The sequence below is a fragment of the Kribbella sp. CA-253562 genome (assembly GCF_050942265.1).
Taxonomy (GTDB): Bacteria; Actinomycetota; Actinomycetes; order Propionibacteriales; family Kribbellaceae; genus Kribbella.
In genome coordinates, this window is the sequence record NZ_CP192049.1 from 1,611,438 (window position 1) to 1,629,194 (window position 17,757).

18 protein-coding genes and 1 pseudogene are annotated in these 17,757 nt (G+C 71.2%); 13 read left to right on the top strand and 6 right to left on the bottom strand.

What is annotated here, in order from left to right:
- Positions 1-14: 14 nt before the first annotated feature.
- Genes ACQPXM_RS07820 through ACQPXM_RS07840 form a run of 5 tightly spaced genes read left to right on the top strand, consistent with a single transcriptional unit; the run spans position 15 to position 5,323 of the window.
- On the top strand, positions 15-860 hold the full coding sequence (locus tag ACQPXM_RS07820; protein WP_432946285.1) for a carbohydrate ABC transporter permease: 846 nt from the start codon (positions 15-17) through the stop codon (positions 858-860).
- Positions 857-2,335, top strand: coding sequence for a mannitol dehydrogenase family protein (locus ACQPXM_RS07825; protein ID WP_432946287.1), 1,479 nt, complete (start codon positions 857-859; stop codon positions 2,333-2,335). The genes ACQPXM_RS07820 and ACQPXM_RS07825 overlap by 4 nt, the downstream gene beginning before the upstream one ends.
- Complete coding sequence (locus tag ACQPXM_RS07830; RefSeq protein WP_432946289.1) at positions 2,332-3,306, top strand: sugar-binding transcriptional regulator; 975 nt, start codon at positions 2,332-2,334, stop codon at positions 3,304-3,306. The genes ACQPXM_RS07825 and ACQPXM_RS07830 overlap by 4 nt, the downstream gene beginning before the upstream one ends.
- Positions 3,306-4,733, top strand: a complete 1,428-nt coding sequence (xylB, locus tag ACQPXM_RS07835) for a xylulokinase (protein ID WP_432946291.1) — start codon at positions 3,306-3,308, stop codon at positions 4,731-4,733. The genes ACQPXM_RS07830 and xylB overlap by 1 nt, the downstream gene beginning before the upstream one ends.
- Before the next feature lie 59 nt (positions 4,734-4,792).
- A complete protein-coding gene (locus ACQPXM_RS07840; protein WP_432946293.1) occupies positions 4,793-5,323 on the top strand; it encodes a DUF3592 domain-containing protein in 531 nt (176 codons plus the stop codon).
- A 159-nt stretch (positions 5,324-5,482) separates the two neighbouring features.
- Here ACQPXM_RS07840 and ACQPXM_RS07845 read toward each other — a convergent pair whose 3' ends face one another.
- The gene (locus tag ACQPXM_RS07845) at positions 5,483-6,376 is read right to left on the bottom strand and encodes a LysR family transcriptional regulator (RefSeq protein ID WP_432946295.1); all 894 of its coding nucleotides are present in this window, start codon (positions 6,374-6,376) and stop codon (positions 5,483-5,485) included.
- 83 nt (positions 6,377-6,459) lie between these two features.
- On the opposite strand from ACQPXM_RS07845, the gene ACQPXM_RS07850 reads away from it, so the two are divergent.
- Positions 6,460-6,852 (top strand): hypothetical protein, encoded by a 393-nt coding sequence (locus tag ACQPXM_RS07850; RefSeq protein ID WP_432946297.1) that lies wholly within the window; start codon positions 6,460-6,462, stop codon positions 6,850-6,852.
- Positions 6,853-6,905: 53 nt separating this feature from the next.
- A complete protein-coding gene (locus ACQPXM_RS07855) occupies positions 6,906-7,325 on the top strand; it encodes a PRC-barrel domain-containing protein (protein ID WP_432946299.1) in 420 nt (139 codons plus the stop codon).
- A 73-nt stretch (positions 7,326-7,398) separates the two neighbouring features.
- On the opposite strand, the gene ACQPXM_RS07860 is transcribed toward ACQPXM_RS07855, so the two are convergent.
- From ACQPXM_RS07860 to ACQPXM_RS07880, 5 genes are all read right to left on the bottom strand, one after another.
- Positions 7,399-8,184, bottom strand: coding sequence for a S1C family serine protease (locus ACQPXM_RS07860; RefSeq protein WP_432946301.1), 786 nt, complete (start codon positions 8,182-8,184; stop codon positions 7,399-7,401).
- Between the two features lie 187 nt (positions 8,185-8,371).
- Complete coding sequence (locus tag ACQPXM_RS07865; RefSeq protein ID WP_432946303.1) at positions 8,372-9,319, bottom strand: VWA domain-containing protein; 948 nt, start codon at positions 9,317-9,319, stop codon at positions 8,372-8,374.
- Positions 9,316-10,269: a DUF58 domain-containing protein gene (locus ACQPXM_RS07870; protein WP_432946305.1), complete on the bottom strand. Its 954-nt coding sequence runs from the start codon at positions 10,267-10,269 to the stop codon at positions 9,316-9,318. The genes ACQPXM_RS07865 and ACQPXM_RS07870 overlap by 4 nt, the downstream gene beginning before the upstream one ends.
- Positions 10,266-11,297, bottom strand: a complete 1,032-nt coding sequence (locus ACQPXM_RS07875) for an AAA family ATPase (protein ID WP_432946307.1) — start codon at positions 11,295-11,297, stop codon at positions 10,266-10,268. Before ACQPXM_RS07875 ends, ACQPXM_RS07870 begins: the two co-directional genes overlap by 4 nt.
- Positions 11,294-11,581: a hypothetical protein gene (locus ACQPXM_RS07880; protein WP_432946309.1), complete on the bottom strand. Its 288-nt coding sequence runs from the start codon at positions 11,579-11,581 to the stop codon at positions 11,294-11,296. The genes ACQPXM_RS07875 and ACQPXM_RS07880 overlap by 4 nt, the downstream gene beginning before the upstream one ends.
- Positions 11,582-11,709: 128 nt before the next feature.
- Here ACQPXM_RS07880 and ACQPXM_RS07885 point away from each other — a divergent pair, with 128 nt between their 5' ends.
- The 6 genes and pseudogenes from ACQPXM_RS07885 (at position 11,710) to ACQPXM_RS07910 (ending at position 17,748) form a co-directional block, all read left to right on the top strand.
- Positions 11,710-12,402, top strand: coding sequence for a response regulator transcription factor (locus ACQPXM_RS07885; protein ID WP_077012286.1), 693 nt, complete (start codon positions 11,710-11,712; stop codon positions 12,400-12,402).
- On the top strand, positions 12,399-13,691 hold the full coding sequence (locus ACQPXM_RS07890; protein ID WP_432946311.1) for a sensor histidine kinase: 1,293 nt from the start codon (positions 12,399-12,401) through the stop codon (positions 13,689-13,691). The genes ACQPXM_RS07885 and ACQPXM_RS07890 overlap by 4 nt, the downstream gene beginning before the upstream one ends.
- A 169-nt stretch (positions 13,692-13,860) precedes the next feature.
- Complete coding sequence (locus ACQPXM_RS07895; protein ID WP_432946313.1) at positions 13,861-14,214, top strand: hypothetical protein; 354 nt, start codon at positions 13,861-13,863, stop codon at positions 14,212-14,214.
- A 75-nt stretch (positions 14,215-14,289) separates the two neighbouring features.
- Positions 14,290-15,102 (top strand): annotated as a pseudogene (locus tag ACQPXM_RS07900) (M1 family aminopeptidase); the annotation flags it as partial.
- Positions 15,103-15,764: 662 nt separating this feature from the next.
- Positions 15,765-16,304: an ERAP1-like C-terminal domain-containing protein gene (locus ACQPXM_RS07905; protein WP_432946315.1), complete on the top strand. Its 540-nt coding sequence runs from the start codon at positions 15,765-15,767 to the stop codon at positions 16,302-16,304.
- 52 nt (positions 16,305-16,356) lie between these two features.
- On the top strand, positions 16,357-17,748 hold the full coding sequence (locus ACQPXM_RS07910; protein WP_432946317.1) for a S28 family serine protease: 1,392 nt from the start codon (positions 16,357-16,359) through the stop codon (positions 17,746-17,748).
- Positions 17,749-17,757 lie beyond the last annotated feature (9 nt).

Below are 17,757 nucleotides of genomic sequence, written 5' to 3' on the forward strand. Positions count from 1 at the left end.
AAGCGAGGACGTGGATGAGTACTCAGGTCACGATCGTCACGGGGAGGAAGAAGCGCGGCGGCGGGATCGCGTTGAGCGGCCTGGCCTGGATCGTCGGCACGCTGTTCGTGCTGCCGGTGCTGTGGATGGTGCTGACCTCGTTCCACGCCGAGGAGGACGCGGCCAAGAACCCGCCGGACCTCGCGGCGCCGCTCACGCTCGACGGTTACCGCTCGTTCTTCGACACCGGCCCCTGGCCGTCGATCGCGAACTCGCTGACCGCGAGCATCCTGTCCACGCTGCTGGTCATCCTGCTCGCGTTCCCGGCGGCGTACGCGCTGTCGATCAAGCCGGTGAAGAAGTGGACCGACGTCCTGTTCTTCTTCCTGTCCACCAAGATGCTGCCGGTGGTGGCCGGGCTGCTGCCGATCTACCTGTTCGCGCAGTTCACCGGGCTGCTGGACAACATCTGGCTGCTGATCGTGCTCTACACCTCGATGAACCTGCCGATCGCGGTCTGGATGCTGCGCAGCTTCCTGGCCGAGGTCCCGGTGGAGATCCTCGAGGCGGCCTCGGTCGACGGCGCCGGACTGGTCCGCACGTTGCGTTCCGTGGTCGCTCCGGTGGTCACGCCGGGCATCGCGTCGGCGGCGCTGATCTGCTTCATCTTCAGCTGGAACGAACTGCTCTTCGCCCGGGTGCTGACAGGTACGGTGGCCCAGACCGCACCGGTGTTCCTGACCGGCTTCGTCACCAGCCAGGGGCTGTTCCTGGCCAAGGTCTGCGCGGCCTCGCTGGTGGTGTCGCTGCCCGTCCTGATCGCCGGTTTCGCCGCCCAGGACAAGCTGGTCCAGGGCCTGTCACTGGGAGCCGTCAAGTGACCTTGCAGAAACTCAGTTCCGCCACGCTGTCCGCGCTCGACCCGCGGGTGGGCGTGCCGGCCTACGACCGTACGGCGGTCCGCCCGGGCATCGTGCACTTCGGGGTCGGCGGCTTCCACCGGGCCCACCAGGCGATGTACCTGGACCGCTTGATGGCTGACGGCAAGGATCTGGACTGGGGCATCTGCGGGGTCGGCGTCCTGCCGCAGGACCGGCGGATGGCCGACGTGATGGCGGCCCAGGACTGCCTCTACACGCTGGTGGTCAAGCACCCGGACGGCACGCTGGAGCCGCGGGTGATCGGCTCGATCGTCGACTACCTGTTCGCCCCGGACGACCCCGAGGCGGTGCTGGCGCGGATGGCCGACCCGGCCACCCGGATCGTGTCGCTGACGATCACCGAGGGCGGCTACCACGTCAACCAGGTGACCGGTGAGCTGGACGCGTCCGACCCGGGCCTGGCCGCCGACCTGGAGCCGGGAGCGGTTCCCGGTACGGCGTTCGGGCTGGTGATCGAGGCGCTGGCCAGGCGCCGGGCGGCGGGCACGAAGCCGTTCACGGTGATGTCGTGCGACAACATCCCGGGCAACGGGCACGTGGCGAAGAAGATGCTGACCTCCTTCGCCCGCCTCCGCGATGCCGAACTCGCCGACTGGATCGAGGCCGAGGTCCGGTTCCCGAACTGCATGGTCGACCGGATCACGCCGGTCACGGCCGAGGCCGACCGGGAGGCGCTGGCCGAGTGGTTCGGGGTGGAGGACGGCTGGCCGGTGGTGTGCGAGCCGTTCACGCAGTGGGTGCTGGAGGACGACTTCGGCGGCGAGCGCCCGGCGTACGAGGAGGTCGGCGTGCAGGTGGTCGAGGACGTCGAGCCGTACGAGTTGATGAAGTTGCGCCTGCTCAACGCGAGTCACCAGGCGCTGTGTTACCTCGGCTACCTGTCCGGCTACCGGTACGCGCACGAGGTGTGCCAGGACAAGCTGTTCGTCGACTTCCTGCTCGGCTACATGACCGAAGAGGGCCAGCCGACACTGCCCGCCGTACCGGGGGTGGACCTGGAGCAGTACAAGCACCAGCTGATCGAGCGGTTCGCCAACCCGGAGGTGCGCGACACGCTCGCGCGGCTGTGCGCGGAGAGCTCGGACCGGATCCCGAAGTGGCTGGTGCCGGTGATCCGCGAGCAGCTCGCCGCGGACCGCGGGATCGAGCGGTCCGCGCTCGTGGTGGCCTCCTGGGCCCGGTACGCCGAGGGCGTCGACGAGCAGGGCCGGCCGATCGAGGTGGTGGACCGGCTGCGCGACAAGCTGGTCGAGCGGGCGCGGCACAACCGGGACAACCCGCTGCTGTTCGTGTCCGACCGGGACCTGTTCGGGGACCTGGCCGACGACGAGCGGTTCGTGAAGGCCTACACGGCGGCGCTGACCTCGCTGCACGAGCGCGGCGCCCGGGCCACGCTGGAGGAACGGGCCGGATGACCGTCGAGGGGGTGGAGGACGACGACGAGTTGCTCGCGGACGTCGCCCGGCGGTACTACCTGGACAACACCTCCAAGGTGGACATCGCCAAGCAGCTGGGGCTCAGCCGGTTCAAGATCGCCCGGCTGCTGGAGGAGGCACGCGAGCGGGGGATCGTGCAGATCCAGATCAAGAGCCCGACCCCGGTCGACCGGGGACTGTCCGAGCAGCTGGCCGAGGCACTCGGCATCGCGCGCTGCGTGGCCACGACGGCGACCGGGTCGGCCGAGCAGGTCCGCGCGCAGGTCGCCGAGGCCGCGGCCCGGACGGTGGCGCCGCTCGTCCGCGACGGTGACCTGCTCGGGCTGACCTGGAGCCGGGCGGTGGACGCGATGGTCGACCACTTCGACGCGCTGCCGTCCTGCACGGTGATCCAGATGGCCGGCTCGCTGCACTCACCCTCCGGTGGCGGAACGACGGTCGACCTGGCGCGGCGGGCCGCCGAGCTGGCCGGCGGTACGGCGTACGCGGTGCACGCGCCGCTGGTGGTCGACGACGTCGCCGCGGTGACCGCGCTGCGCCGCCAGCCCGGAATCGCCGACACCCTGGCGATGGCCGACGGGCTGGACGTCTCCGTGGTGGCCATCGGTGCCTGGCGGGCGGGGTGTTCCACGGTGTGGGACGCGGTGTCGGAACAGGTCCGCGCCGAGGGGGTCGCCGGTGGCGCCGTGGCGGAGGTGAGTGGGCATTTGCTGGACGTGGACGGCAAACTGGTCGAGTCACCGTTGGAGCAGATGATCATCGCGGTGTCGATCGACCAGCTGCGCCGCCCTGCCGAAAGGGTCGCACTGGCGGCCGGCGCGCACCGGGCTCCCGCTGTGATCGCAGCGGTCCGGTCGGGTCTGGTCAGCACGCTGGTGACCACCACCGACCTGGCCCGCGAAGTCCTGCGCCTGTTGCCCCCTGTCGCTGCCGAGAGGACCCCTGTCTGATGACCCAGCCGAAACTTGTCGCCGGTGTCGACTGCTCCACCCAGGCCACCAAAGTCGTGGTCTGCGACGCTGCCACCGGAGAGGTGCTGCGCGAAGGCCGCGCGCCGCACCCCGACGCAACGCAGGTCGACCCCGCCGAGTGGCTCAACGCCTGGCAGATCGCGTCCGACGGGCTGCTGGACGACGTCCAGGCCCTGTCGGTGGGCGGTCAGCAGCACGGGATGGTCCTGCTCGACGGCTCCGGTGAGGTCGTCCACCCGGCCGTGCTCTGGAACGACACCAGCTCGGCCGACGCGACCACCGAGCTCGTCGAGGAGCTGGGTGGAGCCGCGGCGTGGGCCGAGGCGATCGGTTCGCTGCCGGTGCCGAGCTTCACGGTGACCAAACTGCGCTGGGTGCAGTCTGCTGCTCCCGAGGCTGCGGCGCGGGCCGAGGCGGTCGCGCTGCCGCACGACTGGCTGACGCACCAGCTCGCGGCTGGGCGCTCGGGGATCGCTGACCTCACCACTGACCGCGGCGACGCGTCGGGCACCGGCTGGTGGTCGCCGGCGACCAACTCGTACCGGCCGGACCTGGTCGAGCGGGCCTTCGGCCGCTCACTGGCTCTGCCGCGGGTCGCCGGTCCGCGCGAGGTCGTCGGCGAGACCGCGTTCGGTGCGGCGATCGCGGCCGGGACCGGCGACAACATGGCCGCCGCGCTCGGGCTCGATCTGCAGCCCGGTGACGTCGCGGTGTCCCTGGGGACCAGCGGCACGGCGTTCGCGACCAGTACGACGCCGACGGCGGACCCGAGTGGGTTCGTCGCCGGTTTCGCGGACGCGACCGGGGGCTACCTGCCGCTGGTCTGCACGCTGAACGCGGCGCGCGTCATGTCGGCCACGGCCCAGCTGCTCGGCATGGAGCTCGCCGAGCTGGACGAGGCCGCGCTGAACTCGTCCGGCAGCGACGGACTGGTTCTGCTGCCGTACCTGGACGGCGAGCGCACGCCCGACCTGCCGCACTCGACCGGTCTGGTCTACGGCCTGACCCGCGCGACCATGCAGCCCGCGACGATGGCCCGCGCCGCCGTCGAAGGCATGCTGTGCGGCCTGGCCGACGCCGTCGACGCCCTGCGCGTCCAGGGCATCCCGGTCGAGCGGGTCCTCCTGCTGGGCGGCGCGGCCCGCTCCCGCGCCGTACAGGCTCTGGCGCCTGCGCTGCTCGGCGCACCGGTTGTCCTGCCCGAGCCCGGCGAGTACGTCGCCCTCGGAGCCGCGCGCCAGGCCGCCTGGGCTCTCTCCGGCGAGGACACCCCGCCGACCTGGCAGGTCGCCGTCGGCAAGCCGGAGTCGTCGATCATCAGCGACCCCGAGGCCGCGACCATCCGCTCCCGTTACGCCACCGTGCTCGACGGCACCCGTCCGCTGCTCGCCCAGCCCCGGCCCTAGGGAACGCCCCCACCGGCCGGGGCGTCTCAAGCCCGAGCAGCCCCGACCGGTGAGGACCGATGAGTCACAAGTCCAAGAGCACCCGGCGATCCAGTAGGACGCGCCAGGCCGAGGTCCGCCGCCGGGCGAAGGCCGCCCGGCGGGCCAGGCGCGTCGCCGCCCGGCGCCACCGCACCGAACGCAGCCGCCGCCGCTGGCGCTGGGACGTCAACGGCCTGCTCACGCTCGCCGGTGCCGTCTTCCTGCTGGCGCTCGGGTTCTGGATGGCGCGAGACGCCTACCTGCTCCAGCACCGCGGCGAGGTGGTCGAGGCGACCGTGCTGGACGTCTCGTCCGGCCGCAACGCCCGGCTCGACGTCCGCTACACCACCAAGGCCGGTCAGACCATCGAGGACAGCACGTCGAACTTCGACGAGGACGCGGTCGGCGGCACGGTCGACGTCGTCTACGACCCTGCGGAACCCACCAGGATGCAGGCCGCGGACTGGGGCTTCGACTACGTCCTGCCCGGCCTTCTCGGCGTCGCGGGTGTCACGGCACTCGCGGCCGCAGGCAACCAGTTCTACCGGCGCGGCCGGCATTTGGCGTGATCTCCGGGACGATCTGCCTACGCGGCGTAACGAAAATGCCTTGGGCAACGATAACCAGGCAGAGGCGCCGCTTGCGCGGCACCCGGCGGGCTGTCGGGTGCTGCGACGCGGGGCTCACCGCACGGCGCTAGGGAGTCGCGCCCGGCGCGACGGTCAGGGTCAGTTGGCCGACGCCGCCGTCCGGATGTGGTCGGCCAGGGCATCCGTCGCTCGTCGGGAGGGTGGGCGACGGGTGCCGTGGGCGAGCAGGTGGCGGCGTAGAGACCACGGGTCGCTCAACGGGCAGATGTCGAGGTCCGGGTTGGGGGCGACGGCCCGGCGGGGTGTGATGGCCAGACCGGCGCCTGCTGCCGCCAGGGGGATCAAGGTGTGCAGGTCGGGGACGAGGGTGCGGTAGCGGGGGATCGGCGCGTTGGCCGGGAGGTGGCGGTCGATCCACTGGCGCAGTGACGAGTCCAGGGACAGGCCGACCATCGGGTGCTCGGCTGCTTCGCGGTACGTCATACCGGCGCGGCCGCTCAGTACGCCGCCCGCTTGGCCGATCACGACCAGATGGTCCTCGCTGAGTGGTTCGAGCCGGAGGTCGGTGTCCTCGGCCTCGTCGTGCAGCACGATGCCGAGATCGGCTTCGCCGTCGGCGAGCAGGCGCAGGCTCTCGGGGGTCTGGTGCTCGGACACGGCGACGTCGTACTCCGGGTAGGCGCGCAGGAACGTCGTCAGGGCCAGCGGGACGATGCGGTTCAGGCCCGAGGCTCCGGCGACGAGCACGACCGGGCGGCGCGGTGCGGCGGTGTAGCTCGCGAGGGCGCTGTCGAGGCGCACGGTCTCGGCGAGCACGGCCTCCGCGTGCCGGGCGAGTGTGCTGCCGGCGGGCGTGGGGCGGACGCCTCTGCGTTCCCGGATCAACAGAGGCAGACCGGCCTGTGTTTCGAGTGCGCGGACCCGGGCGCTGGCCGACGGCAGGCTCAGGTGCATCCGCCGGGCGCCTGCGGTGATGGACCCTTCGGTCACGACGTGGACGAAGAGCCGGAGGTCCTCGAGGTCGTAGCGCATTCACTCAGCCTATGGCCGGGACAGAGGCTGGCTGCGGGAATCGCGCATTGTGCGCGTGAACCGGTGGACTCGATCATCGAGGGATGGCGGATCAGCGGGAGACGGACGCGGCGGTGGCGCGGGTCGCGCTGTCGTACGAGGCGTGCCTGCTCGCCGAAGCCGCCGCGGCCGCGGTCCCGGCAGCGGCCGACGAACTCACAGCGGCCCGATCGGTGCTCGAGGCCACCAACCGGTACGTCGCGGCGGTGGTGGCCCTCGCCCGCCTGCGGGGGGACAGCTGGCCACAGATCGCAGCAGCGGTGGGACTCTCGGAGGCGAGCGTTCGGTCCGTCGGGTCGCCGGACCGGGACTGGTGGCGGGCTCACCTGCTGGAGGACCCGGTCGAAGCCGCGGCCGACCTCGACGACTGGGTGTCGCGGCACGTGGACGGACAGTCAGATCCCGCGCCGGTGTCGACGGTGCTGGCGAGGCGATGACAGTTTGATCAGGGGTGCTTTCGGCTACCGGTTCGGTGGAAGGGAGTACGACGATGAACGAGCAGGCGCAGGTTCCGCTGGTGAAGCTGGGCGACACCGATCTGGTGCTCGCCGACCCGTCCGACGACATCCGCGGCCGGACGGTGGTGGACGCCGCGGGGGAGAAGGTCGGCAAGGTGGACGGGCTGTTCCTCGACCACGAGGAGGCGAAGGTCCGGCTGCTCGAGGTCGTCGACGGTGGGTTCCTCGGGCTGGGCAAGGAATCGCGGCTGATCCCGGTCGAGCTGGTCCGATCGGTCGACGACGACCAGGTGGTGATCGACCGCGACCAGCAGACGCTGATCGGTGCCCCGGGCTACGACCCGGAACTGACCGACGCACCGGACTACTTCGACAACCTCTACGACTACTACGAGGTCGGGCCGTTCTGGGCTCCCGGCGCGATGTACCGCCGGCCGCCGTACCACCCGTAGACGAACAAGGCCTCGGCCCGCCGCGTGGCATGGAGTCCGCGACGGGCCGAGGTGTGTTCAGTGAAGCAGATGATCAGTCGATCAGCCCGCGCACGATCGTTGTCATCCGGTCGACCGGGATCGCGAAACCGATGCCGATGTTGCCCGACCGGCTCGAACTGCCGAGCGTCGCGATCGCGGTGTTCACGCCGACCACCTGACCGGCGGCGTTGACCAGCGGCCCACCGGAGTTGCCCGGGTTGATCGCGGCGTCGGTCTGGATCGCGGTCTGCCGGGCGCCGCTGTCGCCGAACCGGGCTTGCCGGTTGACCGCGCTGACGATGCCCGCGGTCACCGTGCCCTCCAACCCGAGCGGGGATCCGACGGCCAGCACCGGATCGCCGACCTTCAGTTCCGCGGACCGGCCGAGCGGCAGCGACCGCAGTCCCGAGTTCGTCGCCCCGGTGGCGACCTGCAGCACCGCCAGGTCGTTGTCGGAGTCGACGCCGATGATCTCGGCGTCCAGGCTCCGGCCGTTCGACAGCACCAGCGAGACGTTGCGGGCGCCCTCGACCACGTGCGCGTTCGTCACCACGTGGCCTTCGGAGTCGATCGCGAAACCCGAACCGGTCGCCCGGCCGGCCCGGACCGACACCACGCCGGGCAGCACGCTCTCTGCCGCCGACGCGATCGACGGGCCGCCACCGCCGGGCGCCGACGGAGCCGATGCCTGCGGCAACTGTGCGGTCGCGGCCGGTGGGGTGTCGTCGCCCCATCCGCCGGTCACCGCACCGGCCAGCCCGCCGGCCAGGATCGACAGCGCGATCCCGGCGGCGAGCGTGCGCCCGGTACGGCGTACCGGTGTGGGCTTGTCCGTCACCCCGGCCTGAGGTGCCGCCGCCGGAGAGGGGGGAGCCGGCGAGGCGGAGGCCGGGGTGACGGGGAACGGGAGGCCGGGCGGTGCCTGGCCAGGGGGTGCGGAGGGCGCGGCGGGTGGCGGCCCCGGCTGGTAGTGCGGCCCGCGGAAGGGATGACCCAGATGAGGACTCACAAGTGCTCCTTGGTGCTCACGGGAGTCGCGAGAACCACAGCAGCGACGCCAGCCCGGCCAGCAGCGCCGCGGCCAGGGCGATTCCCGCCACCAGGTTGGTGATCTCGCGTGGCTCGGTGGTCCAGCCGATCGACGACTGGAGGTCGGAGTAGACGTCGCGCAGTTGCTCGTCGCTCTCGGCGGCGTAGAACGAACCGCTGGTCGCGTCGGCCAGTCCCTGCAGGGACTCGGTGTCGGCGGGGACCGGGATCGACCGGCCTTCGAGGTCGATCGTGCCTTGCGGTGTGCCGTACGCGATCGTCGACACCGGTACGCCGGCCGCGGTCGCCTCCTGGGCGGCCTCGTCGATCGGCCGGCCGGCGGTGTTGCCACCGTCGGACAGCAGCACGATCCGGGCCGGCGGCGGGTCCTCGGCGGCCTGCGCGTCGACCGAACGGATCGCCTGCAGGCTGGTCAGGACCGCCTCGCCGATCGCCGTGCTGTCGGTCAGCGTGAGCTGCTCGATCGCGTCGACGGCGGCCTGGTGGTTGGTGCTGGGCGGCGCGACCACGGTCGCGGTCCGGGCGAACGAGACCAGCCCGACGTTGAACTGCTCGGGCAGGTCGCGGACGAACTGCGTCGCGGCCTCCTTGGCGACCGCGAACCGGTCCGGCGCGACGTCGGTGGCGGCCATCGAGTTGCTGACGTCCATCGCGACCACGACCGTCGCGCGTTCGCGGGGCACCCGGACGTCGGTGACCGGGCGGGCGATCGCGATGGTCAGCACCACGATCGCGGCCAGGAACGCGAACGCCGGGGCGTGCCGCCGCCAACCGGGCCGCTTGGGGGCGACCTTGTCCAGCATCGGCAGCGTGGCGAAGCGGACGGCGTACTGGCTGCGGCGGCGCTGGGCGACGACGTACGCGACGACCAGGGCCGCGGCGACCAGCAGCAGCCACAGCCACAGGGGTTGCTCGAATCTCATCGGGTACCGGTCCTCCCTCGAGGGGTTCGGCGGGCCGCGGCCCGCTTGCGGGCGGTGGCGAACGCCGCGACGTCGCGCACCCAGTCGGTGTCGGTCCGCAGCACCAGGTGCGCGGCGCCCGAGGCGCGGATCGCCTGGGCGGTGTGTTCCCGGTGCGCGGTCATCGCGTCGGCGTACCGGCGGCGGAGCTTCTTGCTGCTCGTCTGGACTTCGCGCCGGCGTCCGGTCTCGGGATCGACGACGGTCAGCAGGCCGACCTCGGGAAGGTCGAGCTCGCGGGGGTCGAGCACCTCGACGGCGATCACTTCGTGCCGGGCGCCGAGCCGGCGCAGGGCGTCGGCCCAGCCTTCGGTGTGGAAGTCGGAGACGACCACGCGCAGGCCCGGCCTCGGGTGCTCGCGATCCAGCCGCGTGATGGCGGTGGCCAGATCGGTCGCCGGGTGTTCGCCGGGTGTTGCTCTAGGCAACGACAACAGCGTGCGCAGAGTACGGCGCAGCGCCGCCGAGCCACCAGCGGCAGGGATTCGGCGGACCTGATCGCCGAGCGCGACCCGGACGCCGAGGGAGTTGCCGGGGCGGTCGGCCAGCAAGCCAACCGTCCCGACGATCGCGATTGCCAGGTCGCGCTTCTCGCTCAGCGCCGTACCGAAGTCCATGCTGGCCGATGCGTCGAGCAGCGCCCAGGTCTCCAGTTCGCGCTCGGCGAGCGGGGCACGGACGTGCGGCTCGAGCGAGCGGGCCGTCACGTTCCAGTCCATCCGCCGGACGTCGTCCTGACCTGCCTGGTAAGGCCGCGCCTCGTTCGGTTCGCTGCCAGGGCCGCTGCGCAACCCGGTGATCTCCCCGTGCAGAAAGCCTTCCAGCTTCCGTTTGACGGACAGCTCCAGGGAACGCAGGGCCCGCTCCCGACCCGCGATCAGATCGGGAGAGGACGCCGACGGGCTACTCATGCCGCTGACCCCTGCGCGCCACCGGTGACGTCGTACCCGGGGGCGGTGTTGATGCCGGGCGGTGTGTCGTCCGCCGGTACGACGTGCGGCTGCTCGACCGCGTGCAGGACCCGCGACACCACCGCGCGGGGATCGACCCCGTCGGCCAGCGCGTCGAAGGTCAGCACCAGCCGGTGCGCCATCACGTCGTGCGCCACGTCGTACACATCGGCCGGCAGCACGTAGTCCCGTCCGCGCAGCAAGGCCAGCGCCCGTCCGGCCGCGACCAGGCCGAGGGTCGCCCGCGGGCTCACCCCGAACTCCAGGACGCCGCCGAGATCGTTGATCCCGTACTGCTGCGGCTCACGGGTCGCGTGCACCAGCCGGACGACGTACTCGGCGACCGCGTTGTGCACGAAGACGTCTTCGGTTGCCTGCTGCAACTCACGGACCAGCTCCGGCGTCAGCACGGCGTTCGCGTGCGGCCGGTGCGAGCTCATCCGCTGCAGGATCGTGAGTTCCTCCATCGGGGTCGGGTAGTCGACGGTGATCTTCAGCAAGAACCGGTCCCGCTGCGCCTCGGGCAGGGCGTACACGCCTTCGGACTCGATCGGGTTCTGCGTCGCCAGCACCAGGAACGGCTCCGGCAGCGGGTAGCTGACCCCGCCGATGCTGACCTGCTGCTCGGCCATTGCCTCCAGCAACGCCGACTGCACCTTGGCCGGGGCCCGGTTGATCTCGTCGGCGAGCACCAGGTGTGCGAAGATCGGGCCGAGCTCGGTGTCGAACCCCTCCGCCGACGGCCGCCAGATCCGGGTCCCGACGATGTCACCGGGGACCAGGTCGGGGGTGAACTGCAGCCGGGCGAACCGGCCGCCGATCACCTCCGCCAGCGTCCGGACGGCGAGCGTCTTCGCGACACCGGGGACACCCTCCAGCAGGCAGTGACCGCGAGCCAGCAGGCCCACCATCATCCGCTCCACCAGCTGGTCCTGGCCGACCACGACCCGCTTCACCTCGAAGAGGGCGCGCTCCAGTACTGCGGTCATGCGTTGCCCTGAGGATCGGCCTGCTGCTCGGGCTGGGTCTGCTCCGGCTGGGCCTGGCCCTGGCTGCCGTCCTTCTCGGGGCAGTCACGCCCGTCCCGCGGCTGCGCCTGGCCTTCGCTCTGACCGGTGCCCGGCGACGGGGTGGTCGCGCCGTCCTCGACGGTCACGTAGCCCTGCGACGGCGCCGGGTCCTCGGTGCCCGCGGCGTAGGCGAAACCACCGGCGCCGAGGGCCGCGACGGCGACCGCGCTACCGAGCAGGACACGCTTTCCGGGGAAGTTCATCAGTGACTCCTTCGGTTCGGATGATGCGACCAATTCATCACCGCGCCCCGAAAACGACCGGAAAGCCGAACGAAAGCCGACCGAAAGCGCATCCCGGCAACCGCCGCGGGCACGGCTACCTTTGGCTTGTGCGACTACTGGTGGTGGAGGACGAGGAAGGTCTGGTCAGCGCTCTGCGCTCGGGACTGGGCCGGGCCGGCTATGCCGTGGACACCGCGCTGACCGGCGCCGAGGCGGTGGAGAAACTCGCGACCACGGCGTACGACCTGGCGATTCTGGACATCACGCTGCCCGACACCAACGGGCTCGACCTGTGCCGGGCCGTCCGCCGCGGCGAGATCGAGGTGGCGTCGGGACGTGAGCTGCGCGTGCTGATGCTGACCGCCCGGGCCTCGCTGGCCGACCGGGTGCGCGGCCTCGACGAGGGCGCGGACGACTACCTGACCAAGCCGTTCGCGCTGGTCGAGCTGCTGGCGCGGATCCGCGCGCTGCTGCGCCGCGACGTGACGAACGGGACCACCCAGCTGCACGTCGGCGACCTGGTGCTCGACTCCTCGCGGCACCTGGCGACGCGCGCCGGGCGGGAGTTGCCGTTGACGCTCAAGGAGTTCGGCGTACTGCGGTATCTGATGTCCCGTCCCGGGCATGTCGTGTCGGCCGAGGAGCTGCTCGAGCACGTGTGGGACGAGAACGCCGACCCGTTCACCCAGAGCGTCCGGGTGACGGTCGGCACGCTACGGCGCAAGCTCACCCAGGAGGGCGAGGAGCCCTTGCTGGAAACGGTGATCGGCCGGGGCTACCGGCTACGAGGTGAGACATGAGGATCACAAGGCTCCGGCCCCCGTCCGGACTGATCACCCGCCTGCCGGCCTGGGCGCAGACGATCCGGTTCCGGCTGACGCTGGCGTACTCCGCGGTGCTGATCGCGCTGTCGGCGCTGCTGCTCGGCGGCCTGTACTTCGCGCTGTCGGCGTACCTGGACCCCAAGCCGCTCGACCCGATCACCGTCAAGAAGGTGTACTACGAGCACGACGGCGACATCAAGCTGAAGCCCGGCGTGGTGATCCAGGCCGCCGAGATCTCCAGCATCGAGTCTGCGGTCAACTACCAGACCCTGCAGACGATGCGGAACTACTCGGCCGGCGCGATGGGCGTGCTGTTCGCCGTCAGCCTCGGGACCGGCTGGTGGTTGTCGGGGCGCGCGCTGCGGCCGGTCCGGGCGATCACCGCGACCGCGCAGGACATCTCCGCCACCGACCTGTCCCGCCGGATCGCGCTGACCGGACCGCGGGACGAGCTGCGCAACCTGGCCGACACCGTCGACGACATGCTGGCCCGGCTGGAGGCGGCGTTCGTCGCCCAGCGCCAGCTCGTCGACGACGCGTCGCACGAGCTGCGCAATCCGCTCGCGGTGATCCAGGCCAACGTGGACGCCGTACTCGCCCACGACGACACCCCGCCCGAGGACCGCGCCCAGGCGACCGCGATCGTGGCCCGCGCGATCCAGCGGATGACCCGGCTGGTGGAGGACCTGCTCGCGTCCGCGCGCCGGTCCTCGCCGGCCTTCGTCGACGCCGACGTGGACCTGGCCGGGATCGCGGGCGAGGCCGCGGAGGAGTACGAGCTGATCGCCGCCGACCGCGAGATCCGCCTGGTCCGGCGACTGTCGCCGGGCCCGATCGCCGCCGGTGACGCGTCCGCGCTGCGACGAGCCGTCGACAACCTGCTCTCGAACGCCGTACGCCTCGCGCGCGGCGGCAGCGAACTGGTCCTCGCCGTCGGCAGCCGCAACGGCTGGGCCTGGATCGCCGTCCGTGACGAAGGCCCCGGCATCGCGGAGGAGGACGCCGACCGCGTCTTCGACCGGTTCTTCCGCTCCGGCCAGCGCCAGTCGCCGGCCACCGTCCCGTCCACCGGCCAGCGCCGAGCCGGCCTCGGGCTGGCGATTGTCCGCCAGATCGTCGAGTCGCACGGCGGCTCGGTCTCCCTGCACTCGGAGGTCGGCACCGGCAGCACGTTCGTCCTGTGGCTGCCCGACCGATCCCTGACCAGCAACACCCGCCGCACCCCCACCCCACCCACCGAGGACCCCCTCGGCCCCCGGCCCTAGCCCACTCACCCACCCGCCCCCGTCATTTCGACGGTTAACCGTGGAAATTGGGGGTTCCATGGTGGCGTGCGGTCGTAGAACCCACCACCTCCCGGGTTAACCGTCGAAATGGCAAGGGTTGGGGGCCGGGACAGGGCGGTGGGACAGGGCGGTGGGTTAGGTTCGGGCCATGCCTGCGCTGACGGTGGACGACGCACGGACCCGGGCCGATGTGGTGAAGGTCCGCGGTTATCACCTCGACTTCGACTTCACCACCGGCGACGAGACCTTTCGGTCGGTGTCGACGGTGTGGTTCGCGGCGTCGGCGGGGGAGACCTGGCTGGACGTGAAACCGCGCGAGCTGGTGTCGGTGAAGCTGAACGGCGTACCGGTGGACGTGAGCGGGCTCGACGACGGGCGGCTGCCGCTGACCGGGCTGAACGCCGAGAACGAGCTCGTGGTCGACGCGGTGATGGAGTACGCGCACGACGGCGAGGGGATGCAGCGATCGGTCGACGCGGCCGACGGGCGGGTCTACCTGTAGGGGATGTCGTCGCTGGAGTCCGCGCCGCGCTATTTCGCCTGCTTCGACCAGCCCGACCTCAAGGCGCCGTACCGGATGACCGCGACGGTGCCGAGCGACTGGATCGTGCTCGGCAACGCACCGGCCCGCGAAGTGCGGCCGGGGCGTTGGGAGGTGGCCGAGACGAAGCCGCTGTCGACGTACTTCGTCACGCTGCTGGCCGGGCCCTACCACCTGATCCGCGGTGAGCACGACGGGATCCCGCTCGGGCTGGGCTGCCGGCAGTCGCTGGCGCCGTACCTGGACCGGGACGCCGAGGATCTGTTCAGGGTGACCGGGCAGGCGTTCGACGAGTACCACCGGCTGTTCGGGTACCGCTATCCGTTCGGCGAGTACCACCAGGTGTTCGTGCCCGACTTCAACCTCGGCGCGATGGAGAACCCCGGCTGCGTGACGGTCGCTGACCGCCTGGTCTTCCGGTCGGCGGTCACGGACGCCGAGCGCAGCACCCGGGCGCGGATACTGGTGCACGAACTCGCGCACATGTGGTTCGGCGACCTGGTCACGATGAAGTGGTGGAACGACCTCTGGCTGAACGAGTCGTTCGCCGAGTACATGGCCCACCGGGTGTCGCACGACGTGACCGACCATGGCGGGCACTGGACCGACTTCGGCTTCGTCCGCAAGTGGTGGGGGCTGCAGGCCGACCAGCGCGCGTCGACGCACCCGGTGGCGGCGGATCCGGTCAAGGACGCGCGCGAGACGCTGGAGGACTTCGACGGGATCTCGTACGCCAAGGGCGCGGCGGTGCTCAAGCAGTTGGCGGCGTACGTGGGCGACGAGGTGTTCCTGCGCGGAGTGACCGAGCACCTGCGGGCCCACGAGTTCGGCAACGCGGACCTGCCGGAGTTCGTCGCGAAGCTGACCGAGGCGGGCGCGGTCGAGCTGCCGGCCTGGTCCGAACAGTGGTTGCGGACGTCCGGCCTCGACACGATCAGCGTCACCCGGTCGCCGAACGGTGTCGTGCTGCACCGATCGCGCCCGGACGACGCGGAGCGGCCGCACCAGCTGACGGTCGCCGCGTACGACGAAGTGGGCCGGCCGACGTCGGTCGACGTACTGCTGGACGCCGACGAAGTCGCGGTGTCGCTGGATCCGTCGGCGGCGCTCGTCGTACCGGATGCGGGGGACGGCACGTGGGCGAAGATCCGGCTGGATCCGGCGAGTCTCGCCGCCTTGCCGCGGCTGCTGCCGTTGGTTGCCGACGGCACCACTCGCGCGGTGATCTGGAACAGCATCCGCGACTCGGTCGCCTCCGGTGAGCTGAATCCCCAGCAGGCGTTGGAGATCCTGCTCGCGGCGCTGCCGACCGAGGACAGCGACATCGCCGTCGGTTCGTTGCTGCGCTGGGCCGAGGACAGCCTGCTCGGCCGAGCTCTTCCCTACGAGCCCGAACCGCTTGCCCGGGTACTGATCGCGCGGCTCGGAACCTGCGAACCCGGCAGCAGCCTTCAGCTTGCCGTCGCGCGCGGAGTGATCGCGATGTCGACCGACGCCGAGCTCCTTCAGGGATGGCTGAACGGTCCTGCTCCGGAGGGTGTGGTGGTGACGCGGAGTTGCGCTGGGCCCTTGTCCTGCGGCTGGTTCTGCTCGGCGTCTTCGGGGCAGCGGAGATCGACGCCGAGCTGGAGCGGGACCGCTCGACCGAAGGGGCAGTGCGCGCAGCTGGTTGCCGGGCGGCCCTGCCGACGGGCAAGGAGGCGGCGTGGACCCGGGTGATGACCGACCCGTCGGTCGGGGTCAACGAGTTGTCCTCGCTGTGTGCCGGCTTCTGGCATCCGCTGCAGGACGAGCTGACCGCGCCGTACGTCGAGCGCTATTTCGCGGAAATCGCCGGGACCGCGCAGATCCGGGCCGGGATCGTGGTCGGGCTGACCGCCGGACGCATCTTCCCCCGCTACGCGGTCTCGCAGAGCACCGTCGAACGGGCGGAGGCGCTGGCCGGCGACGAAACCGTTGCGCCTGGCATCCGGCGCGCGGTCGCCGACGCGGCCGACGATCTGAAACGGTCGTTTGCGGCACGCAACCTGTGGACGAACGCCTCGCGGTAAACAAGGATCGCCCCTAGTCTGTGAAGCTGTCGTCCCCAGCAGAGGAGCCGTCATGCGCCGGTTCGTGGCCAGTGTTGTCGCTTTGCTCGTAGCCGCTTTGATCGGATCGGTCCTGACTCCGGCGGTGGCCTCGGCCGCCGTACTGGACGACGTCGCGGCGAGGCTCGCGACGATCCCGGGGCTGCGGATCGAGAGCAGCAGCGTGATCAGCGGCAAGCCGTTCTTCGTGCTGCGCTACACGCAGCCGGCCGACCACAAGCAGCCGGGCGGTGAGACGTTCGAGCAGCGGATCACGCTCTGGCACCGCGACTTCGCCCGCCCGACCGTCCTGCACACCACCGGGTACGGCGGTGTCGGCGGCGCGTTCACCGCTGAGCCGACCCGGCTGGTCGACGGCAACCAGCTGAACGTCGAGCAGCGGTTCTTCAACAGCTCGACCCCGGCCAGCAAGGACTGGTCGAAGCTGAACATCTGGCAGGCCGCCACCGACCACCACCGGATCGTCACGGCGTTCAAGAAGGCGCTGTACCCGGGCAAGTGGGTCTCGACCGGCGCCTCCAAGGGCGGCATGACCTCGGTCTACCACCGCCGGTTCTACCCCAACGACGTGGACGCCACGGTCGCGTACGTCGCGCCGCAGGACGTGATCAACAAGCGGGACTCCTACGTCAGCTTCATCCAGCAGGCCGGCACCGACCCGCAGTGCAACGCCGCCCTGCGCAACATGCAGCGCAACACGCTGCTCCGGCGGCCCGCGATGCTGGCCAAGCTGAAGGAGTACGCCGCCGCGAACGGGCTGACCTACGAGAGCACGTTCGGGTCGGCCGACCGGGCGCTGGAGGCGGCGGTGCTCGACACGCCGTTCGCCTTCTGGCAGTACAGCTCGCAGGCCAGCTGCCCGTCGGTGCCGGGCACCGCGGCCGCGACGGACCAGCAGCTGTTCGACTTCATCGACCAGATCTCCGGCTGGTCGTTCTACTCCGACGAGGGCACGGCCGGTTTCCTGCCGTACTACTTCCAGGCGACCCAGCAGCTGAACTGGCCGGACGTGGCGAGCAAGACGACCTGGCTCAAGGGACTGCTGCACTACCGCGAAGCGGGCGACGCGCCGGCCGCCGTACCGGACAGCATCGAGCCCAAGCACGAGCCGTTCGCGATGATGGATGTGGACCTGTGGCTGAAGACGCAGGGCCGGCGGATGCTGTTCGTGTACGGCGAGAACGACCCGTGGAGCGCGGAGAAGTTCGAGCCGGGGCCGGGCACGCGCGACTCGCACTGGTTCACCCAGCCGGGCGGCAACCACGGGTCGAACATCGGTGGACTGCCGGCGGCCGAGCGGGCCGAGGCGACGACGATCCTGCAGAACTGGATGGGCGTCGCGGCGAACCCGGCGGTGCGGCAGCTGACCGTGGATCCGGGCGCGCGGCAGTTCAAGGCCCGCTGAGCCGCACGC